The 24544-nt window shown below is 69.0% G+C and carries 23 protein-coding genes and 1 tRNA gene; 8 read left to right on the top strand and 16 right to left on the bottom strand.

What is annotated here, in order from left to right:
- Positions 1-49 precede the first annotated feature (49 nt).
- On the bottom strand, positions 50-1066 hold the full coding sequence (locus GGR16_RS22760; RefSeq protein WP_343059918.1) for a LysR family transcriptional regulator: 1017 nt from the start codon (positions 1064-1066) through the stop codon (positions 50-52).
- 172 nt (positions 1067-1238) lie between these two features.
- Here GGR16_RS22760 and GGR16_RS22765 point away from each other — a divergent pair, with 172 nt between their 5' ends.
- The 6 genes from GGR16_RS22765 to GGR16_RS22790 all read left to right on the top strand — a co-directional run bounded on the left by GGR16_RS22765 (position 1239) and on the right by GGR16_RS22790 (position 6914).
- Positions 1239-1883, top strand: a complete 645-nt coding sequence (locus GGR16_RS22765) for a glutathione S-transferase family protein (protein WP_210289678.1) — start codon at positions 1239-1241, stop codon at positions 1881-1883.
- A gap of 34 nt (positions 1884-1917) precedes the next feature.
- On the top strand, positions 1918-2844 hold the full coding sequence (locus tag GGR16_RS22770; protein WP_183318357.1) for a DMT family transporter: 927 nt from the start codon (positions 1918-1920) through the stop codon (positions 2842-2844).
- Between the two features lie 54 nt (positions 2845-2898).
- Positions 2899-3231 carry a DMT family transporter gene (locus GGR16_RS22775; RefSeq protein WP_210289679.1) on the top strand — a complete coding sequence of 111 codons (333 nt, stop codon included), beginning with the start codon at positions 2899-2901 and terminating at the stop codon, positions 3229-3231.
- A 110-nt stretch (positions 3232-3341) separates the two neighbouring features.
- On the top strand, positions 3342-4424 hold the full coding sequence (locus GGR16_RS22780; protein ID WP_183318359.1) for an ABC transporter ATP-binding protein: 1083 nt from the start codon (positions 3342-3344) through the stop codon (positions 4422-4424).
- Positions 4421-5404: an ABC transporter ATP-binding protein gene (locus GGR16_RS22785; protein WP_183318360.1), complete on the top strand. Its 984-nt coding sequence runs from the start codon at positions 4421-4423 to the stop codon at positions 5402-5404. Before GGR16_RS22780 ends, GGR16_RS22785 begins: the two co-directional genes overlap by 4 nt.
- Positions 5405-5438: 34 nt before the next feature.
- A complete protein-coding gene (locus GGR16_RS22790) occupies positions 5439-6914 on the top strand; it encodes an alkaline phosphatase family protein (RefSeq protein WP_183318362.1) in 1476 nt (491 codons plus the stop codon).
- 297 nt (positions 6915-7211) lie between these two features.
- On the opposite strand, the gene GGR16_RS22795 is transcribed toward GGR16_RS22790, so the two are convergent.
- The 14 genes from GGR16_RS22795 to GGR16_RS22860 all read right to left on the bottom strand — a co-directional run bounded on the left by GGR16_RS22795 (position 7212) and on the right by GGR16_RS22860 (position 20906).
- The gene (locus GGR16_RS22795; protein WP_183318364.1) at positions 7212-8774 is read right to left on the bottom strand and encodes an ABC transporter substrate-binding protein; all 1563 of its coding nucleotides are present in this window, start codon (positions 8772-8774) and stop codon (positions 7212-7214) included.
- A gap of 73 nt (positions 8775-8847) precedes the next feature.
- Positions 8848-9627, bottom strand: coding sequence for a glycerophosphodiester phosphodiesterase family protein (locus GGR16_RS22800; RefSeq protein ID WP_183318366.1), 780 nt, complete (start codon positions 9625-9627; stop codon positions 8848-8850).
- Between the two features lie 3 nt (positions 9628-9630).
- Positions 9631-10518, bottom strand: a complete 888-nt coding sequence (locus tag GGR16_RS22805) for an ABC transporter permease (RefSeq protein ID WP_019401394.1) — start codon at positions 10516-10518, stop codon at positions 9631-9633.
- The gene (locus tag GGR16_RS22810; RefSeq protein WP_246373259.1) at positions 10518-11459 is read right to left on the bottom strand and encodes an ABC transporter permease; all 942 of its coding nucleotides are present in this window, start codon (positions 11457-11459) and stop codon (positions 10518-10520) included. Before GGR16_RS22810 ends, GGR16_RS22805 begins: the two co-directional genes overlap by 1 nt.
- A 143-nt stretch (positions 11460-11602) precedes the next feature.
- Positions 11603-12385: an HpcH/HpaI aldolase family protein gene (locus GGR16_RS22815; protein ID WP_183318370.1), complete on the bottom strand. Its 783-nt coding sequence runs from the start codon at positions 12383-12385 to the stop codon at positions 11603-11605.
- A gap of 7 nt (positions 12386-12392) precedes the next feature.
- Positions 12393-13175 (bottom strand): fumarylacetoacetate hydrolase family protein, encoded by a 783-nt coding sequence (locus GGR16_RS22820; RefSeq protein WP_019401397.1) that lies wholly within the window; start codon positions 13173-13175, stop codon positions 12393-12395.
- 9 nt (positions 13176-13184) lie between these two features.
- Positions 13185-14639: a 2-hydroxymuconic semialdehyde dehydrogenase gene (locus GGR16_RS22825; protein ID WP_183318372.1), complete on the bottom strand. Its 1455-nt coding sequence runs from the start codon at positions 14637-14639 to the stop codon at positions 13185-13187.
- 11 nt (positions 14640-14650) lie between these two features.
- Positions 14651-15331 carry a class II aldolase/adducin family protein gene (locus tag GGR16_RS22830; RefSeq protein ID WP_183318374.1) on the bottom strand — a complete coding sequence of 227 codons (681 nt, stop codon included), beginning with the start codon at positions 15329-15331 and terminating at the stop codon, positions 14651-14653.
- Positions 15328-16188, bottom strand: a complete 861-nt coding sequence (locus tag GGR16_RS22835; RefSeq protein ID WP_019401400.1) for a VOC family protein — start codon at positions 16186-16188, stop codon at positions 15328-15330. Before GGR16_RS22835 ends, GGR16_RS22830 begins: the two co-directional genes overlap by 4 nt.
- Positions 16185-17048: a VOC family protein gene (locus tag GGR16_RS22840; protein ID WP_183318375.1), complete on the bottom strand. Its 864-nt coding sequence runs from the start codon at positions 17046-17048 to the stop codon at positions 16185-16187. Before GGR16_RS22840 ends, GGR16_RS22835 begins: the two co-directional genes overlap by 4 nt.
- A gap of 51 nt (positions 17049-17099) precedes the next feature.
- Positions 17100-18071, bottom strand: a complete 972-nt coding sequence (locus tag GGR16_RS22845) for a TRAP transporter substrate-binding protein (RefSeq protein ID WP_183318377.1) — start codon at positions 18069-18071, stop codon at positions 17100-17102.
- Positions 18068-19024, bottom strand: coding sequence for a 3-hydroxyacyl-CoA dehydrogenase NAD-binding domain-containing protein (locus tag GGR16_RS22850; RefSeq protein WP_183318379.1), 957 nt, complete (start codon positions 19022-19024; stop codon positions 18068-18070). The genes GGR16_RS22845 and GGR16_RS22850 overlap by 4 nt, the downstream gene beginning before the upstream one ends.
- Entirely contained in the window at positions 19024-20295 is a 1272-nt protein-coding gene (locus tag GGR16_RS22855) for a TRAP transporter large permease subunit (RefSeq protein ID WP_183318380.1), read from the bottom strand. Before GGR16_RS22855 ends, GGR16_RS22850 begins: the two co-directional genes overlap by 1 nt.
- Positions 20292-20906: a TRAP transporter small permease gene (locus GGR16_RS22860; protein ID WP_019400066.1), complete on the bottom strand. Its 615-nt coding sequence runs from the start codon at positions 20904-20906 to the stop codon at positions 20292-20294. Before GGR16_RS22860 ends, GGR16_RS22855 begins: the two co-directional genes overlap by 4 nt.
- 122 nt (positions 20907-21028) lie before the next feature.
- Between GGR16_RS22860 and GGR16_RS22865 the strand changes: the two genes are divergently transcribed.
- Both GGR16_RS22865 and GGR16_RS22870 read left to right on the top strand, forming a co-directional pair.
- Positions 21029-21727, top strand: coding sequence for a GntR family transcriptional regulator (locus GGR16_RS22865; protein ID WP_019400065.1), 699 nt, complete (start codon positions 21029-21031; stop codon positions 21725-21727).
- Positions 21728-22058: 331 nt separating this feature from the next.
- Positions 22059-24218 carry a TonB-dependent receptor family protein gene (locus GGR16_RS22870; RefSeq protein WP_246373273.1) on the top strand — a complete coding sequence of 720 codons (2160 nt, stop codon included), beginning with the start codon at positions 22059-22061 and terminating at the stop codon, positions 24216-24218.
- A gap of 204 nt (positions 24219-24422) precedes the next feature.
- Here GGR16_RS22870 and GGR16_RS22875 read toward each other — a convergent pair.
- Positions 24423-24499, bottom strand: a tRNA-Met gene (locus tag GGR16_RS22875).
- Positions 24500-24544: the final 45 nt, after the last annotated feature.

Here is a 24544-nt window from a genome sequence, read left to right on the forward strand (position 1 = left end):
GGCCGGGCTTCAACCCGTCGCAGCGAGCGCGCAGTTCCTTGATCGTAACCTATGCTGGCCGATCCAGAATTCGCGCTGCGCCTGGCTGCTCGACATCGCAGGCGAGGTCAGTCTGATCCTCCCACACGGAGCCACCCTCAAACAGCTCCCGCTGACGCGCCAGCCCGTCGCCGACGACATCGAAAAAGGCCCTCACGCGCGCCGTCCCTTTGAGGTCCGCATGAGTCACGATCCAGAGCTCACCTTCGAGTTCGCGGATTGGCTCGGGCAGCGCCCTCGTCACGCCAGGTTCGCCGTCGCCAAGATAGCAGGGCAGCAGCGCTACCCCGATGCCGGCCCTCGCCGCGACGAGCTGGTTGACCAGACTGTTCGTTCGATAGACGAACGCCTCGGGTGGCCCCGCACGTAACAGCCAGTCGGCAGCCCCTATACCCGACGTCGTCTCCTCCCAACCAATCAGGGCGTGGCGATCCACACCGTCGACGTTTGACAGCGGGCCGCCATTTGCTCCGAGATAGGCCGGAGCCGCATAGAGCGCCCAAGCGACAGCCGATAGCTTGCGCCCCCAAAGGTCTCCTTCCTTCGGGCGTATGGGACGCAGGGCAATGTCGGCTTCACGACGCGACAGGCTGAGCACGCGGTTGTCGATCGCCAGTTCCACGACAATGCCGGGGTGGACCTGCCGGAACGCAGCAAGAAGCGTTGTCAGCTGGCTATAGGCAATCGTTTCGGACGAAGTCACCCTGAGACGACCGGACAGGCGATGATCGCGGCCCGATATGTCGCGATCGAGCGCCAGCGCCTCGTCCTCCATGCGTTCCGCGCCGGCCGCCATGCGCGAGCCGGCCTCCGTCGCTCTGTAGGCGCCGCCGGGCAGCCGCTCGAATAGCCGCACCCCAAGCCGCTCCTCCAGCGCCTTCAGGCGACGGAACGCCGTGGAGTGATCGATCCCGAGCGTGACCGCCGCCGCCGTGAGGCTGCCGGCGCGCTGGACGGCAAGCACCAGCCGGAGCTCGTTCCAATCATCCATGCCGACGACGATAACACCGGCGCCGCTTGCAGTCACGCAAGCGGCGCTGGCAAAATGCCAATGAGCCTTGCGCAGGCGCTCACGCTAGCTTGGTGTCGATCACTGGCACGCGAAAAGCCATGGGCGAAGCCAAGAATGCCGCTCGATCCGGAGGCAGCACCGTCTCCATCGGGGCAACCCGGCAAGCCCGGCCCTGGAGACAAGCGTAATGACCCCGCTCCAACTCTATACCTATCAGACGCCGAACGGTCACAAGGCCTCGATCATGCTCGAGGAGATCGGTCTCCCATACGATGTTCATATCGTAGACATCGAGAACGGGAAGCAGACAGCGCCGGAGTTCCTGGCCCTCAACCCCAACAACAAGATTCCAGTCATCGTCGACCCGGACAGGGACCGCACCGTCTTCGAGTCGGGCGCGATCCTGCACTACCTCGCCGAGCGATCCGGCGTCCTCTTGCCCGGTTCGGATGCCGAGCGCATCCAGGTATTGAGCTGGACCTTGTTCCAGGCCGCGCACGTCGGGCCGACATTGGGGCAGCTCTGGAACTACAAGATCTTCGCGCCTGAGAGGATTCCCTACGTCATTGACCGTTTCGCAGCGGAGGCAAATCGCATCTTCCGTGTGCTCGACGGGCAGCTGAAGCGCCAATCCCACATCGCGGGTGAAGCGTACGGCATCGCCGATGTGATGACCTGGCCATGGATTCACGCCGGCCTGAACAAGCTCGGCCTCGCGCTCGAACTAACGCCGAACCTCGCCCGCTGGTACAGCGCAGTCGGTGCACGCCCGGCCGTCCAGCGCGGCCTTCTCGTGCCGCGACTGCTGCGTCACGAGAGCGCTGTCGCCTGATCTCCATTCTCAACGTCATCAGGAAGGCTCTGACATGGAGGCCCTGTTCGTCCCATTGGCCCTCATCTCGGGCGGTTTGCTCGCCGTTCAGGCCGGTGCCAACGCGCAACTCTCGAAAGCGGTTGGGTCGCCGTTTGCTGCGACCACACTCCAGCTCTCGGTTGGCACGGGCCTTCTGGCTCTCGTCGCCCTGCTGACGGGGACGCTCGCTGCGCTCGTCGCCCTGCCGCAGGCCGAGTGGTGGCATCTCGTCGGCGGCGCTGCCTCGGCCATCTACGTCGTCTCGACCATTGTTCTCTTTCCCCGTCTCGGTGCCGTCGTCTCTGTAGGGCTCTTTATCGCCGGGCAGATGCTCGCTTCGCTCGCCATCGATAGCTTCGGCCTCCTCGGCGTGACCCGGACGGGACTTCAGGCCGGAGCAGCGATCGGCACTGCTGTCGTGCTCCTTGGCGCGGCGATGATCGTTTTCGGTCAGACGGGCGGAACGGACAACCTCAAGGCCGACAAGCTTGGCTGGATTGTCCTGGCGCTTTTCGCCGGCGCAGTGCTTCCGGCCCAAGGCGCCGTCAATGCGCTGCTGCGCCAGGACCTCGGCGGTGCATCGTTTGCTGTTGGCGCCGTGTCATTCTTCGTCGCTACGCTCGCAATGGCGGCAGTGCTGTTGGTGACGCTCGCGTGGCTGAAGGCGCCCCGCCCCAATATCGGCGGCATGCAAGCCATGCCCTGGTGGGGTTGGCTCGGCGGGTTCGCAGGAGCGACCTACGTCACCACGGTGTTCACGGCGATCCCGGTGATCGGCGCGGCGGCGGCGGTCGGGTTCACAGTAGCGGGTCAGCAGATCGCGAGTGTGTTCGTCGACCGCTACGGCTGGTTCCGCCTCCCGCAGAGACCGGTTTCAGTCTTGCGCCTGGCCGGTGTCGTGCTGCTGCTCTGCGGCGTCGCGCTCATCAAACTCATCTGACACAGGATCGAACGGAATGCGGTCGTGATCCCCTTGATCGCCGGGAGCGTTGAAATGTCGTCGACATCGATTGCTTGGATATATCTGACATTATCCGGTCTGGCAGACGTCGTCTGGGCTGCCACCACAAAATTATCGAACGGGTACACCCGCACCTCTTGGACGCTCATCTCAATTGTTGCTCTGGTCGTATTTCTTGCGCTGCTCACTCAAGCTTTGAAGACGCTGCCACTCGGCACGGCCTACGCCGTTTGGACTGGCATTGGAGCCGTTGGCTCGGTCGTCTGCGGCCTGCTCCTGTTCGGTGAGACGCTCAGCGCCGCGCGCGCCGCCGCAATGCTCGTGATTGTGGGAGGGGTCGTCGCGCTCAAGGTCCTGCCGGCCTGATGGATCCGCCCAGGTCTGTATGAGGGGTCATGCGCGGGGCCCGGGGCCGATCCCCGGACAGCGGCGATCGTCATCGGGCGGTCATCGACGGCGTGTCTAGTCCGACCGTCATGACTCCCGCTTCCTCCTCCGTGAGGAGTTCGGCCCATCCGGTCCCGGGCTCCGTCGCCGCTCCGCACGAGCCGCTGCTCGCGCTCGATGCCTTTACCGTCGCCTTCGCGGCGCGGGATCGGGCGGTGCCTGTCGTCCACGGCATCGACCTCTCGCTGGCACGGGGGGAGGCTCTCGGCATCGTCGGGGAATCGGGCTGCGGCAAGAGCGTGACGTGGCTCGCGGCGCTCCGGCTCCTCGGCCACGGCGTCGTGACCTCCGGGCGCGTGCTGCTCGCCGGCCGCGACCTGACAACGATGAGCGAGCGCGAGATCGCGCGCGTGCGCGGCGGACGCATCGGGCTCATCTTCCAGGACCCGACGAGCTCGCTCAACCCGGTGCTGACCATCGGCGCGCAGATCGGCGAAGCGCTGGCGCTGCATCGCGGCCTTCGGGGGGAGGCGGCGCGCGCGGAGGCGCTGCGCCTGCTCGACCGGGTCGGCATCGCCGATGGGCGCCGCCGGCTGCGGCAATATCCGCACGAATTGTCCGGCGGCATGAACCAGCGCGTCATGATCGCCATCGCGCTCGCCGGCGAGCCCGAGTTGCTGGTGGCGGACGAGCCGACGACGGCCCTCGACGCCACCATCCAGGCGCAGATCCTCGACCTCATCCGCGACATCCGCCGCGACAGCGGCATGGGCCTTATCCTCATCAGCCACGATCTCGGCGTCGTCGCCGAGCTGTGCGACCGCATCGCCGTGATGTATGCCGGCCGCATCGTCGAGACCGCCCCGGCGCGGCGGCTGCTCGCCGCGCCGCGCCACCCCTATACGCGCGGGCTCATGGCGGCGCTGCCGACGCTGGAGGGGCCGCGCGTGCGCCTCGCCCCCGTCCCGGGCACGGTGCCGGCACCGGAGGCCATGCCGCCCGGCTGCGCCTTTGCCCCGCGCTGCGTGCGCGCGACGGCGATCTGCGGCACGCGCGTGCCGGAGCTTGCGCCGATCGACGACCGGCACGAGGCGGCCTGCCTCGCGCTCGACCAACGCGGCTTCCGCACCACGCCGGCCGACGCCCCTGCCCTCGCGGGAGCCCCCGCATGAGCGCCCTCCTGACGGTCCGCGACCTCAGCCGGCATTATGCCGTACCGGGCACCGGCGGCGAGCGCTGCATCCTTCATGCCGTCGACGGGGTCAGCTTCTCGCTGGCGGCCGGTCGCACCCTCGGCATCGTCGGCGAATCCGGCTGCGGCAAGTCGACGACCGCCAAGCTCGTCCTCGGCCTGACGCCGGCCTCCGGCGGCGAGGTGCTGTTCGACGGCCTGCCGGTGACGGCGACGCGCGACGGCCGCTGGCGGGCGATGCGCCGCACCATGCAGATGGTGCATCAGGACCCGCTCGCGGCGCTCGACCGGCGTCTCACCGTCGGCGAGCAGGTGATGGAGCCGCTCCTCATCCACCGCCTGGCGCGCGGCAAGGCGGCCCGTGAGCGCGCCCTCGCCCTCTTCGAGGCGGTCGGCCTGCGCGAGGACCATTTCGCGCGCTATCCGCACGAATTGTCGGGCGGCCAGCGCCAGCGCGTCGTGCTCGCCCGCGCGCTCGTGCTAGAGCCGAAGCTCGTCGTCTGCGACGAGCCGATTTCGGCACTCGACGTCTCGGTGGCGGCGCAGGTCATCAACCTGCTGCACGACCTGCAGATCCGCTTCGGCATGGCCTATCTCTTCATCAGCCACGACCTCAAGGTGGTGCGCCAGATCGCCGACGAGGTCGCCGTGATGTATCTCGGCCGCATCGTCGAGCAGGGCCCGCCGGAGGCGCTGTTCCACACGCCGGCCCATCCCTACACGCAGGCGCTCGTCTCGGCCGTGCCGAGCCTCGGTCGGCATACGCGCGAGCGCATCGTGCTCGCGGGCGACCCGCCGAACCCGGTCGACCGGCCGGCGGGCTGCCCCTTCCATCCCCGCTGCCCGCGCGCCGTCAGCCGCTGCCGCAGCGAAGCCCCGGCCCTGCGGCCGACGCCGGACGGGCGCCTTGCGGCGTGCCATCTGGTGCCGGCGGCCGATTCCGTTTCGGCTGCCGCCTGAGCGGCGGCCCCTTTTTTCATCAGGAGCATGTGACATGGCGCAGAATCTGGCGCAGGAGACGGCGGCCGCGGACCGGGTGATCGTGGCGGTATTCGACGGGCTGCGGCCCGACCTCGTGACACCCGAGCTCACGCCCAACATCATGCGGCTCGCCGCCCGCGGCACCTGGTTCCGCGAGGCGCGCAGCATCTTCCCCTCCGTCACGCGCGTCGCCACCACCTCGATCGCGACCGGCGCACCGCCGACGGTACACGGCGTGGTCGGCAACATGTTCTACCATGCCGAGGCCATGCCGGAGCGCGTGTTCAACACGGGCGAGAGCGAGCACATCCGGCGCGTGGAGGCGCACCACGGTGGGCGCCTCGTCGGCGTCGACACGCTCGGCGACGTGCTCGCCCGTGCCGGCCGGCGCCTGGCGGTGGTGCACACAGGATCGCCCGGCTCGACGCATTTCATCAATCCGCGCGCCCGCGCCAACGGCCACTGGACATTCTCGATGCTCGGCCCTGCCGGCACGCAGACGCCCGAAGCCGTCGAGGAGGTCGTCGCCCACCTCGGCCCGCTGCCGGAGCGCGCCCTGCCGCGGCTCGCCGAATGTCGGCACGCCGGCCGGGTCATGGCCGAACACGTGCTGCCGCAGCTGCGCCCCGACGTGGCGCTCGTCTGGTTCAACGAGCCCGACACCACCTTCCACTACAAGGGCATCGGCTCGCCGGAGGCCAAGGCCGCCGTGGCCGAGGCGGACAGGGCCTTCGGCGTCATCCTCGACTGGGTGGAGGCGCAGCCGGACGGCGAGCGCATCGCCGTGATCGCCGCCTCTGACCACGGCCAGATCTCCGCCAATGTCGCCCATCCGCTCTTCGACGAGGCCGCCGCCGCCGGCTTCGCGCTCGGCCTCAAGGACGAGCTCGACGAAGCCGCCTTCGTCGTCACCGGCGGGCGCAGCGGCGAGATCCGCCTGAAGGACGCCGATCCCGCGGCCCTCGCGCGCATCGCCGCCTGGCTGATGGAGCAGCCGGCTGTCAGCCATGTCTTCTCGAAGCCGCGCAACGAGGTGGAGGGCGAGATCCCCGGCACGCTCTCGCTCGGGCTCGTCAACAACGCCCATGCACGCAGCCCGGACCTCATGTTCGCCCTCGCCTCCGATCTCGGCACCGATGCCCATGGCCTCACCGGGCTCGGCATCATGACGCCGGGCGACGTGCCGCTCGGCGGCGGCATGCACGGCGGGCTGAACCGGCACGAGCTCAACAGCCTGCTCATCGTCGCCGCCCCCGGGCTCGGCGCGGAGGTCACGACGGGGCCGGCCGGCATCATCGACATCGCGCCGACCGTTCTCGGGCTGCTGGGCCTGCCCAAGGCTGAGACGATGCAGGGCCGCAACCTCGCCCGCCCCGCGCGGCAGGAAGCCGTAACGGCGCGCCACGCCACGGGCAGCGGCGCCTTCTCCCAGCATGTCGACGTGGTGGTGGAGGACGGCCGGCGCTTCATCCTGAGCGGCGGGCACTGATCGCGCCGGCGACGCCGCGCCGCACTGGCAAGATGGATTCAAATCGGCGCAGGCTCCAGCTTGATCCCCCCCCTTGAGGGCAGGGTGGATCGCGCCGAAGGCGCGAGACGGGCGGGGTCAAGACCGGGTACGGCGCTCCTGACGCCGACCGCGTGGCCCCCTCCGTCGCCGCTTCGCGGCGCCACTCCCCGTTACGGGGAGGATCAGCACACACCTTGAAGTCACATGCTGGAAAAGCGCCCTCCCGGATCCGGGAGGGCGCTTTCATCTTGTACGCTGCCTTTTTGCGCGGCCTGCTCAGACCTTGCCGAAGGACAGGTTGTCCGGCCTCAGGTCCATGAAATAGAAGGTGGTCGGCTGCCAGGCGATGGACTTCTTGATCGCGTAGGATTCGCTCGGCTGGTAGAGGATCGTGGCCGGCGCCTCGTCCTCCCAGGTGTCGAGCATCTGCGTGAACAGCGCCTTGCGCTCGGCGGGGTCCACCTCGGCCTCGAGGGCGCGGCCCAGCCTGTTGAACGCCTCGGCCGATTGCCAGTGACCGGCCGTCTGGATCTCGCCGTCCGGCCCCCACGCCACCCAGATGGCGCCCAGCGGGTCGGGCAGGCGGGTGGAGTTGGACCAGTTGAAGATCTGTGCGCCTTCGCCGCGCATCTGGGTGGAATTCTCGACGACCTGCAGCGAGGCGTTGATGCCCACGGCCTTCCACTGCTCGATCAGGATCTGCGCCGCCTCGAGGGCATTGGTGTAGTAGTTGGCCTGCGTGCGGTAGACCACAGGCTCGCCCTTGTAGCCCGCCTCCGCGAGGAGGGCCTTCGCCTTCTCGGGATCGTAGGGCAGCGCGCGGCCCTCGACGAACATCTGCCCGTATTCGGGGAAGTTGTGGCTCGCCGGCACCTTGGCCATGCCCTGCCAGAGCGTGTCGACGAGGTGCTGCCGGTCGATGGCGCAGGCCAGCGCCTGGCGGATGCGCTTGTCGGCGAGCAGCTTGTCCTTGGCGCTGAAGGCGAGGACATGGACGTTGGCGAGCACCACGGTGCGCACGTCGATGTCGTCATAGCTGCCGACCACATCGACCTGGTCGGGCGGCACGTTGGTGATGAGGTCGTAGTCGCCGGCGACGAGGCCGGCGACGCGTGCCGCGAGCTCGGGCACGCGCTTGAAGACGACACGGCGCGCTGTCGGCCGGCCCATGAAATAATCGTCGAAGGCGTCGAGCACCGTCTCGTCCGCGGCGTTGTGCGAGACGACCCGATAGGGGCCGGTGGCCACCGGCTGGCGGGAATAGCCCTGGAAGCCCAGCTCCTCATAGGCGCGCTTGTTGACGATCCACGCGCACCAGGAGGCGAGCCGCTGCTCCAGCAGCACGTCCGGCACGCGCGTGCGGAAGCGGACCGTGTAGCGGTCGACGGGCTCGACGGAGGCGAGGACGCCGAAATAGGGCCGGCCGCCGGGAATCTCCGCCTTGTCGCCCCACAGGCGCCCCTCGCGGAAGGTGTAGGCCACGTCCTCGGACGTCAGCTCGTCCCCGTTGTGGAACTTCACGCCCTGGCGCAGCGTGACGACGAGCTCGGACGGCGACACGCGCTCCCACTTCGTCGCCAGATGTGGCTTGAGTTCCGAGCCGCCGCCGTCGGGCGAGCCGAGGAAGTCGCGGCGGATGAGCGTATCGAAGATGGAATAGGTGACGCGCGTGCCGACGTTGGAGAGCTCGCGCGCCGGCTCGAGCGTGGCCGGCAGATCGGCAACGGCCACCGTGAAGGACGGGCGCTGCTCCGGGGCGGCGAGAGCGAAGGAGGCCTTGACGAGCAAGGGGGCCGCAACCGCTCCTTCGAGCAGGCGGCGACGGGTGATGGAGACCATGGGCTACTCCCTAAGGTGGCCGTGCGCGGACGCGATCGCGGACAAAACGGACGGCGGAAGGACGCGATGGGCCCTAACCCGGTGAGACGACAGGCGCGTGACGGGCTGTGGACGGCGTGCCCACTTTCAGGAGCCGCGGATCGTCGAGGAGCACGGCGTCGGGCGCGCATTGCGCGATGCGGGCGAGGCCGTCGCCATCGACATGGCCCACGGGAAAGGGCGGATAGCCCGGCAGGGGCTCGGCGCGCGGCTGGCCTACCATCACGGCGAGCCGGAGCCCGGCGGCGCGCACGGCCGCCACGCGTTCGCCCGACAGATCGCCCTGCCAGAGCCTGAACCAGTCCGCCCCCACGCCGCGGGCAGCGGCGGCGCCGTCCGGATCGGCGGCGAAGGCGAGAACGGGCAGGTCCGTCAGGGCGCGGGCAGCCACGATGAGAGCCGTGTCGCGCAGACCAAGCAGCACCCGCCCGCCGGCGTCCTGCGTGTCGACGGCACCGAGGATCCCCGGCAGGACGCGCGCGTCCTTCAGCTTGACGTCGAGCAGCAGCCCCAGCGGCGCCGAGGCCGCGATCGCTTCGGCCAGCGTGAGCAGGCCGGGCAGGACGGCACGCAGGGTGGCGAGATCGAGCGCCGCGACGGATCGCGGGTCGCCGGCAAGGCGCAGGAGATCGGCATCGTGCACGCAGACCAAGGCGCCGTCGGCCGTGACACGCACGTCCGTCTCCACCGCATCGGCACCGGCCGCCACAGCGGCTGCGAAGGCCGCCGCCGTGTTCTCGCCCGCGAGCGCCGCGCCGCCGCGATGGGCGATGACGAGCGGGCGGGAGCCGGGGGAGCGCCAGGGAAAGGCCACGCGCTATCTCCGCCTCAGGGTGGGGTCGAGCCTGTCGCGCAGCCAGTCGCCGAAGAGGCTCATGGACAGCGTTGTCAGGAAGATGGCGACGCCGGGGAAGACCGCGATCCACCAGGCGTTGAGCAGATAGCGCCGCCCCTCGCCCAGCATGAGCCCGAGCGACGTCCCCGGCGGCTGCACCCCGAGGCCGAGGAAGGACAGGGAGGTCTCGAGCAGGATGGTGGCGGGAAAGTTCAGCGTCGCCTGCACGACGAGCGAAGCGACGATATTGGGCAGGAGATGGCGGAAGATGACGCGCGCCGAGCGCGCGCCGAGGGCCTCCACCGCATTGATGTAGTCGCTCGCCTGTTCCGAGACGACGAGCCCGCGCGCGAGGCGCGTGTACTTCTCCCATCCGTCGAGGCTGACGAGGACGATGAAGAGGACGATGTTGTTGCCGAAGAAGGCGAGCAGCGTCAGCGCGAGGATGAGCGCCGGCACGGCCGCCTGGGCATCGACCAGCATCATGATGGCCTGGTCGATAAGGCCGCGGAACCGGGCGGCAAGGAAGCCGAGCAGGGTGCCGAAGACGGCGCCGATGAGCGTGCCCATCACGGCGATGAGGATGGAGCTGCGCGTGGCGTAGATGAGCCGGCTGAGGATGTCGCGGCCGAGATGGTCCGTGCCCAGCACGTGCAGCATGTCGCCGGCCTCGCTCATCGGCGGGCGCATGCGGGCGAGGAGGTTCTGCGTCGTGTAGTGAACCGGCGCCAGCCAGTCGGCGAAGATGGCGACGAAGACGACGAGGACGAGAAAGCCCGCCGACAGCGCCACGAGCGGCGACATGGGAAAGCTGGCGCGGCGCCGCGGGGCCGGTGCGGCGAGACGGCTGGCGGGCTCGAGCGCGCTCATCAGGCGTGCGCCCCCTGCGCGCCGCGGAAGCCGCCGAGCCGCGGGTCGATGAGGATGTGCAGCACGTCGACCAGGAGGTTGGAGACGACCATGATGAGGGTGACGGTGACGATGCAGGCCTGCACCACCGGCAGGTCGCGCGTCGCCACCGCATCGACGACGAGGCGGCCAAGGCCCGGCCAGGCGAAGATCGTCTCGGTGACGGCCGCCCCCGCGAGGATGTTGCCGATCTCGATGCCGAGGAACATCAGCAGCGGCACCGAGGCGTTGGGCAGGGCGTGGCGCAGGATCACCGCGAGCGGCAGCACGCCGCGCCCGCGCGCCGCCCGGATGAAGGGCTTGCCCAAGACCTCGAGCGTCGCCGTGCGGGCGAAACGCGCGAGCCGCCCCGCCAGCGGCAGGCCGAGCGTCACCGTCGGCAAGATGAGGTGAACGAGGCTGTCGGAGCCGGCCGAGGGCAGCACCCTGAGCTTCAGCGCGAAGAGCAGGATGAGGAGGATGCCGAGGAAGAAGACGGGAATGGCATAGCCGAAGACGGCGGAGGCCATCGCCAGCCGGTCGATGACGCTGTTGTGGCGGATGGCCGCGAGGATGCCGAGCGGCAGACCGATGACGAGGGCGAGGAACAGCGCCGAAAAACCGAGCAGCGCGGTCTTGGGCAGCGCCTCGACCACGGCGGTGAAGGCCGGCCGCTCATCGGCGAAGGAGAGGCCGAAGTCGCCACGCACGACGCTGAAAAGATAGCGAAGATATTGCTCCCACAGCGGCTGGTTGAGGCCCCACAGGTCGCGATAGTACTCGCGCACGTCGGGCGGCGTGTCCATCGACAGCATGATGTCGGCGGGATCGCCGGCAGCGCGCAGCGCGATGAAGACGCCGGACACGCACAGGAACAGGGTGAGGAGGGCACGCCCGACCCGCAGGGCGAGGAATCGCGTCATCGGCTTCTCGGCAAGGATGGCAGGCTCGAAAACGGCTGCGCCCTTGTTGAAGCCGATCCGCAACAGATTGATGACAGCGCTTCCTTGGTCACGCTCTCCAGCCGGCCGGCCATGCGTTGTGCACAGCCGACCGCCTTCAGCGATCAGGCGCGAGCGGCCGCGGCCTCGCTCACCTGTCGCCTGAGCGCCGCCGCCGCGCCGAGCATGAGGCCGAGGTCGACGCCGCCGGCGACGAAGCGATAGCCCCATTCGGCGTAGCGGATGGCGTCCTCGGCCTTGGTCGCAAGGATGCCGGCCGGCTTGCCGATGCGGGCGAGGCGCTCGGCCGCCGTGCGCAGCGCCTCCTGCACCTCCGGATGGCCGGGCCGGCCGAGATGGCCGAGCGAGGCGGCAAGGTCCGACGGGCCGATGAAGATGCCGTCGACGCCCGGGACGGCGGCGATCTCTTCGAGCCGGCCGAGGGCCGCCCCGGTCTCGATCTGCACGAGCACGCAGATCTCGCGGTTGGCGACCTCGAAATAATCCCCCGTGAGGCCGAAGCGGCTCGCACGGGTGGAGCCGGCGACGCCGCGGATGCCCTCGGGCGGATAGCGCGTCGCGGCGACCGCCGCCTGCGCCTCTCCGGCCGTCTCGACGAAGGGCACGAGCAGGGTCTGCGCGCCGATGTCGAGCAGGCGCTTGATCAGCACCTTGTCGTTCCAGGCCGGCCGCACGACGGGCGCGGCCGTGCCGACCGCCGCGGCCTGCAGCAGGGGCTGCACGCCGGCAATATCGACCGGCGCATGTTCGGTGTCGAACAGCAGCCAGTCGAAGCCGACGAGCGACAGGGCCTCGGCCGCGACCGGGCTCGCCAGCGACATCCACAGGCCGTGCAGCATCTCGCCGGCGAGAAGCCGGCTTTTGAAGGTGTTCTTCGGCGCCTGCATGGGTGCCTCACACGAACTGGACGGCGACCGAGCCGAGCGGCCCGAAATCGGCATGCAGGGTGTCGCCCTTCTTGGCCCAGACCGGGCGGGTGAAGCTGCCCGACAGCAGCATGTGGCCGGGCTCCAGCGTCACGTCGAAGGGCGCGAGCTTGTTGGCGAGCCAGGCGACCGCCATGGCCGGGTGGCCGAGCACGCCGGCTGCCAGCCCCGTCTCCTCGATCTCGGAATTGCGGTAGAAGATGGCGCCGACCCAGCGCAGGTCGACATCCTCCGGTCGCACGGGCCGGCCGCCCAGGATGAGCCCCGCGGCGGCACCGTTGTCGGCGACCGTGTCGAAGATGCGGCGCGGCTCCTCGACGCGCGCGTCGATGATCTCGATCGACGGCACCACCCATTCGGTGGCGCGCATCACGTCGACGAGCCCCACGTTCGGCCCCTTCAGCGGCTCCTTGAGGATGAAGGTGAGCTCGGGCTCGACGCGCGGCACGCAGAAGTCCTCGAAACGCACCTTGGCGCCGTCGGCGAGGACGAGGTCGTCGAACATGTAGCCGTAGTCCGGCTCGTCGATCTTCGAGGAGGCCTGCATCGCCTTCGAGGTCAGGCCGATCTTGTGGCCGATGATCTTCGCGCCAGCCTTCACCCGCGCCTCCGCGACGGCCGAGGAGATCGCGTAGCTGTCGGCGATCTCGATGTGCGGGAACATCTCGGAGGGACGCTTGCCCTGCTTCTTGGTGCGATGGCTTTCGAGCAGCCCCGCGACGGCCTGGGCGCGTTCTTGTTCGGTCAGCATGAGCGGTCCTTAGAGCTTGACGCAGACGTTGCGCAGTTCGGTGTAGAATTCGAGCGAGTGCAGCCCGCCCTCGCGGCCGATGCCGGAGGCCTTGGCGCCACCGAAGGGCGTGCGCAGGTCGCGCAGGAACCAGCAGTTGACCCAGACGATGCCGACCTCGATGCCGCGGGCGACGCGGTGGGCGCGGCTGAGGTTGGTGGTCCAGATCGAGGTGGCGAGGCCATAGGGGCTGTCGTTGGCGAGCATGAGCGCCTCCTCCTCGCTGTCGAAGGGCGTGACATGCGTGCAGGGGCCGAAGATCTCCTCGCTCACCACCGGCGAGGTCTCGGGCAGGCCGGTCCACACCGTCGGCTCCACCCAGTAGCCGCCCTCGAAGCCCTGCAGCTCCGGCACGCCGCCGCCGGCCAGCAGCGTGGCGCCGTCGGCGCGGGCCTTGGCGTAATAGGACAGCACCTTCTCGCGATGCTCGGCGCTGATGAGCGGACCCATCGTCGTCGCCGGGTCGAAGGGATCGCCGAAGCGGTAGCTGCGCGCCTTCGCGGCGAGGCCCTCGACGAGGCGGTCGAAGATGCCGCGCTGCACGTAGAGCCGCTCGGTGCCGAGGCAGACCTGGCCGGTATTGGCAAAGCACGCCCGCCCGATGCCTTCGAGCGTCGCCTCGAGATCGGCGTCGTCGAAGATGATGCCGGCGTTCTTGCCGCCGAGTTCGAGCGAGACCGGCCGCACGCCGGCCGCCGCGGCGCGCATGATGGCCTCGCCCGTGCGCGTCTCGCCGGTGAAGGTGATGCCGTCGACGTCCGGATGTGTGGTGAGGAACTCGCCCGCCGCGCCCGGCCCCTGGCCGTGGACCACGTTGTAGACGCCGCGCGGAATGCCCACCGCGTTCATCACCTCGCCGAGCAGCGTCGCCGTCGCCGGCGTCTCCTCGGAGGGCTTCACCACCACGGTGTTGCCGCAGGCGAGCGCCGGGGCGACCTTCCACGTCATCAGCAGCAGCGGCAGGTTCCACGGGCAGATGACGGCGATGACGCCGCGCGGCACGCGCAAGGCATAGTTGAGCGCTCCGGCCCCGTCCGGCGTCGCCATCTCGAAAGTCTCGGTCGAGGCGGTCAGGATCTGGTCGGCGAAGACGTTGAAGTTCGCCGCGCCGCGGGGAATGTCGATATGGCTCGCGATGGAGTGCGGCTTGCCGGTGTCGCGGATCTCGGCGGCGAGGAATTCGTCGAAACGGGCATTGATGCCGTCGGCGAGCTTGCGCAGGAGGCCGACACGCTCGGCAACCGACATCCGCCCCCACGGGCCGGCGAGGGCAGCGCGGGCGGCGCCCACGGCAGCATCGACCTCGGCCTTGCCCGCCGCCGACACCTCGCCGATCACCTCGCCGGTGGTCGGAAAGCGGTTCTCGAACGCCTCGCCGCTGCCGGCGACGAAGGCGCCGTCGATGAAATTGAGAAACTTGGTCACGTGTCGTCCTTTCACGCCGGCGGCAACTCGGGGTCGCCCTCGGTCAGGTAGTCCCACATCCGCTCGAAGATCCGTCCCGCGCGCGTCGCGCGTTCGGCCGCCGCCTCCACCCCGATGACGGGCGCGCTCGCGGCAAGGCCGCTCGCCAGCGCCGCAAGCTCGATGCGGCACATGTCTTCCAAATACCAGGCGAGCACGACCGCCTCCTCGAGGCTCGCGCCCGCCACCACGGCGCCGTTGCCGCGCATCATGACGCCGGCGCTGTCGCCCATGGCCTCGATCACGCCGCGCGCCTTCGCATCGTCGCGCACCAGCTGGATGTCGTCCCAGAAGCCGACGCGCGGCGCGAAATAGGTGCCGAAGCCGTGCCGCATCGCCGGCACGCGCCCGAGGGCGGCAAGCGCCATCATCGACGGCGACATGAAGCGCACGACCCCGCCCGCGCCGGGGCGCGTGGCATAGATGCGCTGGTGCAGCCGCACCTCGCCGAGGACGCCGTCAGGCAGCGGCCCTTCCACGGGCACGAGGGTGCAGGCCTCGCCCGGACGCACCTGGCCCATGGGCCGCGACGGGCAGACGAGGAAGTGGCCGGCGTCGCTGCGCGCCGAGCAATGGCCATAAGCGTGCACCAGCCCGGCGCGGGCGAGCGCGCGCGCCGCGATGCGCACGGTGCGTGAGAGATCGTCGCTCATTTGTCCTTGAAGGCCGCGATGTTGGGCTTGGCGCCCCAGTGGCAGAAGCCCTTGGGCTCGAAATGGAACTGACGGTCGCGCCAGAGCGGCTCGTCGTGGATCTCGCACACGCCCGTCGAATATTCGAAGGTCATGCCCTCAGGACCCGTGAAGTAGAGGAACTGGGCGGAGGACGTCGGATGCCGGCCCGGCCCGAAGGTGATGTTCACCTGGTTCTCGCGCACGTGCGTGAAGGAGCGCTGGATGTCGTCGGCGCTCTCCACCTGGTGGTTGATGTGCTGGATGCCGGCCCTGTGGAACGGGAAGAGCGCGATGGAATGGTGGATGGTGCCGAGCCGCATCAGGGGCGCATCGCCGATGCGGTCCGAGACGCGGGCGTTGCACACCTGCGTCCAGAAGGCCTCGTCCCGCTCGGGATCCGTGGTGCAGAGGCCGACGTGCGAGAAGCCGGTGATGCCGGCATCGCGGGTGCCGTGATAGCGCCGGCCGGAGACGGCGGGGCGCACGACGAATTCGATGCCGTTGCCGGTCGGATCGCTGAAGCGGATGAACTCGCGCACGTGGCGTGCGTCGCACTCCGCCGGCGAGCCGTAATGCACGGCATGGCCCAGGCGCTCCAGCGTCGCGGCAGCGCGCTGCAGGTCGTCGGAGGAACCGATCTCGAAGGCGGTGACCTGGTCGGCCGGATCGCCCTCGAAGTAGCACAGGGTGTGCTCGCGCGCGTCCGACTTGAAATAGGTGGCGCCGCGGCGGCGCTCCGACACCTCGAGGCCGAGGATGTTGACGGCGAACCATTCGGCGCCGGCGAGGTCGCGCGTACCGAGGCGGCAATAGACGACGTCCTTGAGCTCGATCATTCCGCGTCTCCTCCCATGAACTCGCGGACCGCGCAGGGAGAGCCCCAGGCGCAGTGCGAGAGCGCGCCGTCGGCGAACTGGCGCGGGCCGCGGGCCGCGATCTGCGGCCCTTCCTCGGTTTCGGCGGCATAGCTGTAGAGGATGTCGCCGGGGCCCCGGGTCGTGACGAAGATGGCGCCGGAAGTCGGCTGGCGGCCGGGCCCGTGGACGATCGGCATCTGCCGGCCCTGCAGGAAGTACCAGTCCTGCATGACATTGTTGATGCCCTCGACGGCCCAGGTGGCGCCGAGCAGCCCGTCACGGCGCGAGGGATAGAGCGCGATCCTGTGATGGGCGTCGTCGATGCGCAGGAAGACCGCGTCCCCCGCCCAGTCCGACACCTCGGCGCCGATGCCGCGCGTCCAGAAGGCCTCGTTGGCGGAGATGTCGGTGCAGGCGAGCTGCACGGCCTGAAAGCCCGTGATGCCGGCGTCGCGCGGGCCGTGGTAACGCCAGCCGGAGGTGAGCGGTCGCCAGACGAGCTCGACCGTCACCCCGTTGGGCGCCATGACGGCGAGCCCCGCCTTGACCTGGCGTTCGGCCGCCTCCTCGCCCGTGAGGCGGCGCGGTTCGTAGGACTTGAGCCGCTCCGCGGCAATGTCGAGGTCCTCGCTCCGCGCCACCGTCAGGGCGACGGCCCCGCCGTCCCCCGCCGTCGAATAGCACAGCGCATAGTTGCGGGCGTCGGAGCGGAAGCGGGCGTGCCGATCGCTGCGGTCGGCGGGCTGCAGGCCGAAGATCTCCGCGGCAAAACCCGATGCGGCGTCGAGATCGTCGACGTCGACGCGGATGTAGCGCAAGTCACGGTAAGCGAGCGTCATCGTTTCCTCCTGCGCGCGGCGGCCATCAGCACGCCGCGCGCCTCATGCACGTCACTGGGCAGCGACGTCGGCCTCCAGCGCGCCGAGCAGCGGCGTCTGCTCGCTCCACTCGGCGTACCAGGCATCCACCGCCTTGCCGAAGAAGGCGCGATCCACCTTGATCACCGGCACCTTCGTCGTCTTGAGCTGGGCAAGATAGTCCGCATCGATCTTCGCATAGGCGGCGACGATGTTGTCGATCTCCTCGGACATGACCTTCTCGATCAGCACCTGGTCCTCAGCGGGGATCGCCTGCCACTTGCGCCCGGAGGCGACGGCGATCATCGGAAACATCATGTGGTTGGATTCGATGATCGTGCCGGCGTGGTCGTAGTATTTCGAGTTCCAGGTGCCTTCGAAGTCGATCTGCATACCGTCGACCTGCCGGTTGGCGAAGGCGTCATAGAGCGCCGGCAGCGGCATCGGCGTCGGGGCGGCGCCGAGCTTGGTCCAGAAGTCGAGCTCCTGCTTGAGCGGCACGGTGCGGATCTTCTTGCCGGCGATGTCGGCCGCGCTCTCGACCTTGCCGGCCATCACGATCTGCCGCATGCCGGCCATGCCCCAGCCGAGGCCCTTGAGGCCGAATTTCGTGACCTCGTCGCTGAGCTTCTGCGCCACCTTGCCCTTGAGCAGGCGGCGGGCGCCGGCGGCGTCCTTGACGAGATAGGGCGCGAGGAAGATGCCGTAGTTCGGGTCGCGGTTGGTCAATTCCCCGACCGTGAGGAAGGCGAAGTCGAGCGCCCCGGTCTGCAGCTGCTGCAGCATCTGCGCCTCGTTGCCGAGCTGGCCGGAGGGGAAAACGAGCAGCTTGATGCGCCCGTTCGAGCCCTCGTCGAGGCGCTTGGCGATGACCTCGGCCGATTTCGACCATTGGTGCGGCGGCGGCGTGATGAGGCCGATGCGATATTGCTGCGCCTGCGCCGAGCCGGCAATGAGCCCGGCAGCAAGGGTCGCGGTCGCAGTCAGAAGCTTGAAGCCCTTCATTGTTCATGTCCTCCCGATATGTCTCGTTCACGTGCCGGCGCCCCCGCTTGCGCGAGGAACGCCAGAAGTTCGGGCAGCCGCGCATCGCGCACGGCGGCGATGGCGCCGACCGGACGCGGATCGGCCTCGTTCATGCCGTCGACCAGGGCCCGGCGCATTTTTTCGTCGAGCGCGGGCGTGCCGAGGCTCGCCCACCAGCGCTCGAATTCCGGCCCCAGCGCCTCGAGGAACCGTGCCATGCCGCCCTCGGCGCCGGCGAGGTGGAAGACGGTGGACGGGCCGACGATGCACCAGCGCGGCGCGAGGCCCAGCGTCACCGCCCGCTCGATATCGGCGAGGCTGGCGACACCCTCGCCCGCCAGATGCACGGCCTCGCGCCACAGCGCCGCCTGCAGGCGGTTGACGAGATGGCCCGGCACAGGCCGCGTCATGCGCAGCACGGTCTTACCCATCGCGGCATAGAAGGCGTCGGCACGCGCCAGCACCGCCTCGGCGGTCGCCGCGCCGCCGCACAATTCGACGACCGGCATGAGATAGGGCGGGTTGCAGGGATGGGCGATGAAGAGCCGCCCGGGATGGGCGAGGCCCGCCTGCATGGCATCCGGCGACAGGCCGGAGGAGCTCGACGCGATGAGCGTCCCGGGGTCGAGGTGGGGCTCGAGGGCTGCGAGGGCGGCGCGCTTGAGGTCGAGCCGCTCCGGCAACGCCTCCTGCACGAGCTCGGGCGCCGGGCCGCAATCCTCCACCCGCCCGCACAGGCGCGGCGGCACCACGTCATCGGCAAGCGTGCCGAGCCGCGCCATCACCGGCTTCGCCACTTCCCAGGTGGCGTCGAGCCGCCCGCCGGCCGCCGCATCGGGATCGACCACCGTCACGATATGGCCAGCGCCGGCGAAGGCCGCCGCCCATCCGCAGCCGATGAGCCCGCCGCCGAGGATCCAGACCCGCGCCATCACAGGAGCCCCTTGAGCCCGGTCGACAGCACCGGGAAGAAGACGATGAGCAACAGGACGGCCGCCGTCGCGAGGAAGAAGGGGATGAGCAGGAGCGACAACCGCTCCGCCCGCACATTGCCCATGAGGGCGGCCGTGAAGAGGCCGGTGCCGACCGGCGGCGTCAGCAGGCCGAGCGTCAGGTTGAGGCAGAGCACGACGCCGAAGTGGAAGGGGTCGATGCCGTAGACGCCGGTCGCCACCGGCAGCAGCACCGGCACAATGAGGATGATCGCCGGGATCGGATCCGTGATCATGCCGAGGCAGAGCAGCAGGAGATTGAGCAGCAGCAGGAAGACGATGGGCGATTCCGTCATCGCCTGCATGGCCGCGGCGACGAGCGCGGGCAGGTTCTCGAAGGTGATGACCCAGCTGAAGACCTGCGCCGCCGCGATGAGGAAGAGCACGATGGCCGATCCCCGCGCCGCATTGGTGAAGGCCGGCAGGATGTCCGCCAGCGTCATCTCGCGATAGACGAAGAGCCCGACGAGAATGGCGGCCAGGCTGGCGACGGCGGCCGATTCCGTCGGCGTCGCGAAGCCGCCGAGGATCGAGCCGATGATGATGAGCGGGATGAGCGCGGCCGGCAGGGCATCGGCCACCGCGCGGACGCGCTGGGTCAATGTCATCGCCTCGTTGGCGGGGAAGCCGTGGCGGCGGCCGAGCCAGGCGATGACGAGGATGAAGGCGGCGAAGATGAGAAGGCCCGGCACGATGCCGGCGATGAACAGGTCGCCGATCGGGATCTGCGCCACGACGCCGAAGATGATGAAGAGCATCGACGGCGGGATGACCGGCGCCAATAGGCCGCCGGCCGCGGTGATCGCCACCGAGACGTCGCGCGGATAGCCGGCCCGCTCCATCTCGGGCACCGCGAGGCGCGACATGATGGTGATCTGCGCCACGGTGGAGCCGAGGATGGCCGCCATCATCATGTTGGCGATGAGGTTGACATAGGCGAGCCCGCCGCGGACCGAGCCGAGGAAGGCGAGCGCCAAGGCCATCAGCCGCCGGCCGATGCCGCCGGCATTCATGAACTCGCCGAGAAGGATGAAGAGCGGCAACGCCAGCAGCCCGTAGTTCTCGAGCCCGCCGTAGAGCTGCTGGCCGTAGGACTGCAGGAGGATGCCGTTGCCCGAGGCGAAGATGTAGATGAGCGCGACGCCCGCGAGCGTGAAGGCGATCGGCACGCCAAGCGCGAGGAAGCCGACGAAGGACAGGCCGACGATCACGGGTGCGCCTCCCCGCGTTCCGCGACATGCGCGGCAAGGCCCGCGACGACGTGCAGCATCGCCGTCAGGCAGAAGACGGGCAGGACCAGCCAGAACCAGAACTTGCTTACGCCGAGCGTCACCGTCGGCTCCTGATAGATGAAGTTGAACGTGTCGGCGCTGAACGCCTCCAGCGTCTCGGCCTTCAGGAGGCCGACCGGATCGAACCAGCGCCACAGCACGACGGCGAGCACGCCGAGGAAGAGGAGAAGGGAAAGGTCGACGGCGATGGCCATCGCGCGCCCGACGCGTCCGGGCAGCATGTCGGGCAGGAGCATGACGGCGATGTGCTGCCGGTGCGCGAGCCCGACGGAGGCGCCGATGAAGGCCGCCCAGACCATGCAGTTCACGGCGAGCTCGTCCGTCCAGATCAGGGGTCGGCCGAAGCTGCGCGACACGACATTGGCCATCAGCAGCGAAAAGACGACGAAGACGGCAAGTCCGGCAACGGCTGCCTCGATCCGTGCCAGGGCGCGGCTCAGCCGCCCCAGCGCAGGCGCGCACGCAACGATCCTTCCGGGCGCGAGCGCCGGTGCCATGGCCCGGGCGTCGCGGGTCGATGTCTCTTGCATCGATTTTCCTCCCTGCCAGAAAAAAATATCGATATTTTTGCCATGTCAATTTGAAAATTGATATTTTTGCGAGACGCGCTTATCGTCACCCTGGCGAAGCGTCGCCAGCGACCGAGGCATGAATGAATGTCGTAGCCCCCTCCCCGGATGAACTCGTCGACAAGACGAACGCGGAAAAGGCCTACCGCCTCATCCGTGAGGACATCGTCTCGGGCGAGCTGAGACCGGGCCTGAAGCTGAAGATCGAGATGCTGCGCGACCGCTACGGCATCGGCGCCGGTCCCCTGCGCGAGGCGCTGGCGCGCCTGTCGGGCGACCATCTCGTGACGCTCTTCGGCCAGCGCGGCTTCGTCGTGGCCGAGATGTCGGTGGAGGACGCGCGCGAGATCGGCAATCTCCGCAAGATGCTGGAAGCCGAGGCGCTGTCGGAATCGATCCCCGCCGGCGACCGCGCCTGGGAGGAGCGCGTCATCACCACCTACCACCGACTTGAGCGGCTGGAATTGAGCGCCAACCAGGGCGTCGACCACCTCGCGGAATGGGAGCGGCTGAACCACGCCTTCCACGAGGCCCTCGTCTCCGCCTGCCCCTCGGCCTGGCTGCTGCGCCTGAGGGCGATGATGTTCAAGCACCACGAGCGCTATCGCCGCCTGTCGCGGGTGCGCACGGTGCTGACGCGCGACATCCACCTCGAGCATCGCGCCCTGCTCGATTCGGCACTCGAACGCGATACGGCCCGCGCGGTCGACACCATCCGCACGCACGTGCAGCGCACCACGGACGCCGTCATCGCCGCCCTCGCGGACGCCGGGCGCAGGTGATCCGGCCCCCGCCAGCTCCGGCGGCCATTCCCCGGTAACGCGCCGGGAGCATCCCCTCCGAAGCAATCCGCCGGCCCGCAGCGTCACGCTGCGGGGCATCGCGGCCGCCTGGGCGGCCAACAGCCTTCCGGCCCTCACATTGACAAGCCCGATCTGCGATGAAAAAAGAAATATATAAAATATTTCTTTTAGAGCGATGCCAATGTACGCACCAGCTTTTGCAGCAAACGGCAGATATGGGACGAAGCGGGCAAAGAAGAACGCCGCCGGGCGTATTGAATTGCCGCGATGGCCCGAAGCGGCGGGCCTCGCGCCCGTCCTGTTTCTCGTGATGGCCGGCGAGGCCTGCCTCGCCCAGTCGGCGACGCCCGGCACCGTGGTCCTCGAAACCATCGAGGTGACGGCCGAAAAGTCCTCGGCCGCCGAGCGGCTCGGGGCGCTGCCGGGCGGCGCGGCGCTGGTGACGTCGCAGGACATGCTCGCCTCCGGCAACCTCACGCTATCCAAGGCTCTGGAGAGCGTGCCCGGCGTCGTCATCCAGAACTTCTTCGGCGGCAACGACCAGCCCCGCGTCCAGGTCCGCGGCTCCGGGCTGCAGCAGAACCCGGTCGAGCGGGGCATCCTCGTCCTGCAGAATGGCCTGCCGATCAACCGGGCGGACGGGTCCTACATCGTCGGCTTCGCCAATCCGCAGCAGGTCCGGTCCATCGAGGTCTACCGCGGCTATCTCGCCAACCGGCTCGGGGCGACGGTGCTCGGCGGGGCGCTCAACTTCGTCTCGCCGACCGGCATCGACGCTCCCGGGATGCGCTTCGCGACGAGCGGGGGAAGCTTCGGACAACTCGGCCTCTCCGGACAGGCGGGCTTCGCCACAGACCGGCTGGACGGCGTGTTCCAGCTCGACATCGGCCGGCGCGACGGCTTCCGCACCTACAACAGCTCCGAACGGGTCAGCGTCGGCGGCAATGTCGGCGTCGCGCTGTCGGACAATGTCACCACCCGCTTCTTTGCCGGCTACGCCAACCTCGGCTTCGACGTGCCGGGTCCCCTGACGAAGGATGCGATGAAGGCCGACCCGAGGCAGGTTTCCACCGGCCCCACCGTCACCTCGGCCGGGGCGATCAATCCCGGGCCGAACGTGGTGCGCGACAGACCGCGGCGCGAGGCCAGCCAGTTCCTCATCGGATCGCGCACGACGGCGACCTTCGGCGCCCAGGTCTTCGACCTCGCCGCCGGCTTCACCTATACGGACGACACCTTCCGCTTTCCGATCTCATCGGGCGTGCGGGTGACGCACGGCGGCGACTTCACGGGCGTTGTCCGCTACGCCTACAAGCCGGACGAGATGGCGCTCCTGCCGCTGTTCGAGGCGACGGCGCAATATGCCGTCGGTTCGGCGGACCGGGAGAACTACATCAACCAGTCGGGAGCGACCGGCGCGCAGTTCGGCGACAGCCGTCTCGACGCCTCGACCCTGTCGCTGCACGCCGGCCTCAACCTGCCCTTGTCGGACGCGGTGACGCTGTCGCCCGCAATCTCCTACGCCTATGCCACGCGTGACAACGACGACCGGTACGACCGGCCGACCCGCCCGACGATCGCCTACAACCCCGCGCGACCGACCATGCTACTGCCCGGCGGCGCGGTGGCGACGACGAGCACCAGCTACACGCGCTCCTACAGCGGCTGGAGCCCGAGCCTGGCGCTGAGCTATCGCACCGACGACGGCCAGACCTTCTTCGCCGCCATCAGCCGCAGCTTCGAGCCGCCGACCCATGACGACCTGCTGGCGACGGTCAACGGCACGCCGAACAGCAGCCCCGGCCGTCCCAATCCGGCCAATCCGATGCTGGCCGCCGCGGCCTTCAGCACACCGGCCCTCAAGCCGCAGACCGCGACAACCGTGGAGGCCGGCTGGCGCGGGCGCTTCGGCAAGCTCAACTGGGACGCCGTCGCCTATTATTCCGCCGTCGAGAACGAACTCCTCAGCTTGCGCGACGAGACGGGGGCGTCGCTCGGGGCGATGAATGCCGACCGGACGCGGCATTTCGGAATCGAGCTGGGGCTCGGCGCGCAGCTTCTGGACCGGCTCGCCCTGCGCCTCGCCTATACCTACCAGGACTTCCGCTTCGACGACGATCCGGTCAGGGGCAACAACCGCCTCGCGGGTGCGCCACCCCATCTCGTCAACGCCATGATCCAGTACTGGCTGCTCGACAACTGGACGATCCAGGCGGCGGTCCGGTGGTCTCCGGTGAAGACGCTGGTCGACAACATGAACACCCTGCTCGCCGATCCCTATGTGGTCGTCGACCTGCGCTCGGAATACAGGATCGACGACCATTTCACGGTCTTCGGCGAGATCACCAACCTCTTCGACAAGACCTATGCCTCCTCGACGCTGATCGTCGATCAGGCGCGTTCCGACCAGGCCGCCTTCCTGCCCGGCGACGGGCGCGGCTTCTACGCTGGCGTCAAGGCGACCTTCTAGGACAATGCCTCTGCCGCTCTGGCGAGATCAAGGAGATGCATGTTGGCCTCAGGGTAGGATGAATGACCTCTTCCTCAATCTCGCCGCCAAAACCCATCGGGCCCGCTCGGCACGGTCCTTGAATGGGACGATGGTGAAGGGTGATGGGGGGCTGGGTGCAACGACAAAACCCGCCGTTGGAGCGGCGGGTTTTGTGGGTATCGTTGGTTGCGGGGGCAGGATTTGAACCTGCGACCTTCAGGTTATGAGCCTGACGAGCTACCGGGCTGCTCCACCCCGCGTCAATTTTTGGGCGCGGCCTCCAGGGGCCTTGCTGCCTTTGAGAG

Origin of the sequence: Chelatococcus caeni (assembly GCF_014196925.1) — a bacterium.
GTDB lineage: Bacteria > Pseudomonadota > Alphaproteobacteria > Rhizobiales > Beijerinckiaceae > Chelatococcus_A > Chelatococcus_A caeni.

Excerpts from the sequence above, each read along its gene's own strand:
- GGR16_RS22765 (WP_210289678.1), top strand. The coding sequence starts at position 1,239 with ATGACCCCGCTCCAACTCTATACCTATCAGACGCCGAACGGTCACAAG.
- GGR16_RS22770 (WP_183318357.1), top strand. The coding sequence starts at position 1,918 with ATGGAGGCCCTGTTCGTCCCATTGGCCCTCATCTCGGGCGGTTTGCTC.
- GGR16_RS22775 (WP_210289679.1), top strand. The coding sequence starts at position 2,899 with ATGTCGTCGACATCGATTGCTTGGATATATCTGACATTATCCGGTCTG.
- GGR16_RS22780 (WP_183318359.1), top strand. The coding sequence starts at position 3,342 with ATGACTCCCGCTTCCTCCTCCGTGAGGAGTTCGGCCCATCCGGTCCCG.
- GGR16_RS22785 (WP_183318360.1), top strand. The coding sequence starts at position 4,421 with ATGAGCGCCCTCCTGACGGTCCGCGACCTCAGCCGGCATTATGCCGTA.
- GGR16_RS22790 (WP_183318362.1), top strand. The coding sequence starts at position 5,439 with ATGGCGCAGAATCTGGCGCAGGAGACGGCGGCCGCGGACCGGGTGATC.
- GGR16_RS22795 (WP_183318364.1), bottom strand. The coding sequence starts at position 8,774 with ATGGTCTCCATCACCCGTCGCCGCCTGCTCGAAGGAGCGGTTGCGGCC.
- GGR16_RS22805 (WP_019401394.1), bottom strand. The coding sequence starts at position 10,518 with ATGAGCGCGCTCGAGCCCGCCAGCCGTCTCGCCGCACCGGCCCCGCGG.
- GGR16_RS22810 (WP_246373259.1), bottom strand. The coding sequence starts at position 11,459 with ATGACGCGATTCCTCGCCCTGCGGGTCGGGCGTGCCCTCCTCACCCTG.
- GGR16_RS22815 (WP_183318370.1), bottom strand. The coding sequence starts at position 12,385 with ATGCAGGCGCCGAAGAACACCTTCAAAAGCCGGCTTCTCGCCGGCGAG.
- GGR16_RS22820 (WP_019401397.1), bottom strand. The coding sequence starts at position 13,175 with ATGCTGACCGAACAAGAACGCGCCCAGGCCGTCGCGGGGCTGCTCGAA.
- GGR16_RS22830 (WP_183318374.1), bottom strand. The coding sequence starts at position 15,331 with ATGAGCGACGATCTCTCACGCACCGTGCGCATCGCGGCGCGCGCGCTC.
- GGR16_RS22835 (WP_019401400.1), bottom strand. The coding sequence starts at position 16,188 with ATGATCGAGCTCAAGGACGTCGTCTATTGCCGCCTCGGTACGCGCGAC.
- GGR16_RS22840 (WP_183318375.1), bottom strand. The coding sequence starts at position 17,048 with ATGACGCTCGCTTACCGTGACTTGCGCTACATCCGCGTCGACGTCGAC.
- GGR16_RS22845 (WP_183318377.1), bottom strand. The coding sequence starts at position 18,071 with ATGAAGGGCTTCAAGCTTCTGACTGCGACCGCGACCCTTGCTGCCGGG.
- GGR16_RS22850 (WP_183318379.1), bottom strand. The coding sequence starts at position 19,024 with ATGGCGCGGGTCTGGATCCTCGGCGGCGGGCTCATCGGCTGCGGATGG.
- GGR16_RS22860 (WP_019400066.1), bottom strand. The coding sequence starts at position 20,906 with ATGCAAGAGACATCGACCCGCGACGCCCGGGCCATGGCACCGGCGCTC.
- GGR16_RS22865 (WP_019400065.1), top strand. The coding sequence starts at position 21,029 with ATGAATGTCGTAGCCCCCTCCCCGGATGAACTCGTCGACAAGACGAAC.
- GGR16_RS22870 (WP_246373273.1), top strand. The coding sequence starts at position 22,059 with ATGGCCGGCGAGGCCTGCCTCGCCCAGTCGGCGACGCCCGGCACCGTG.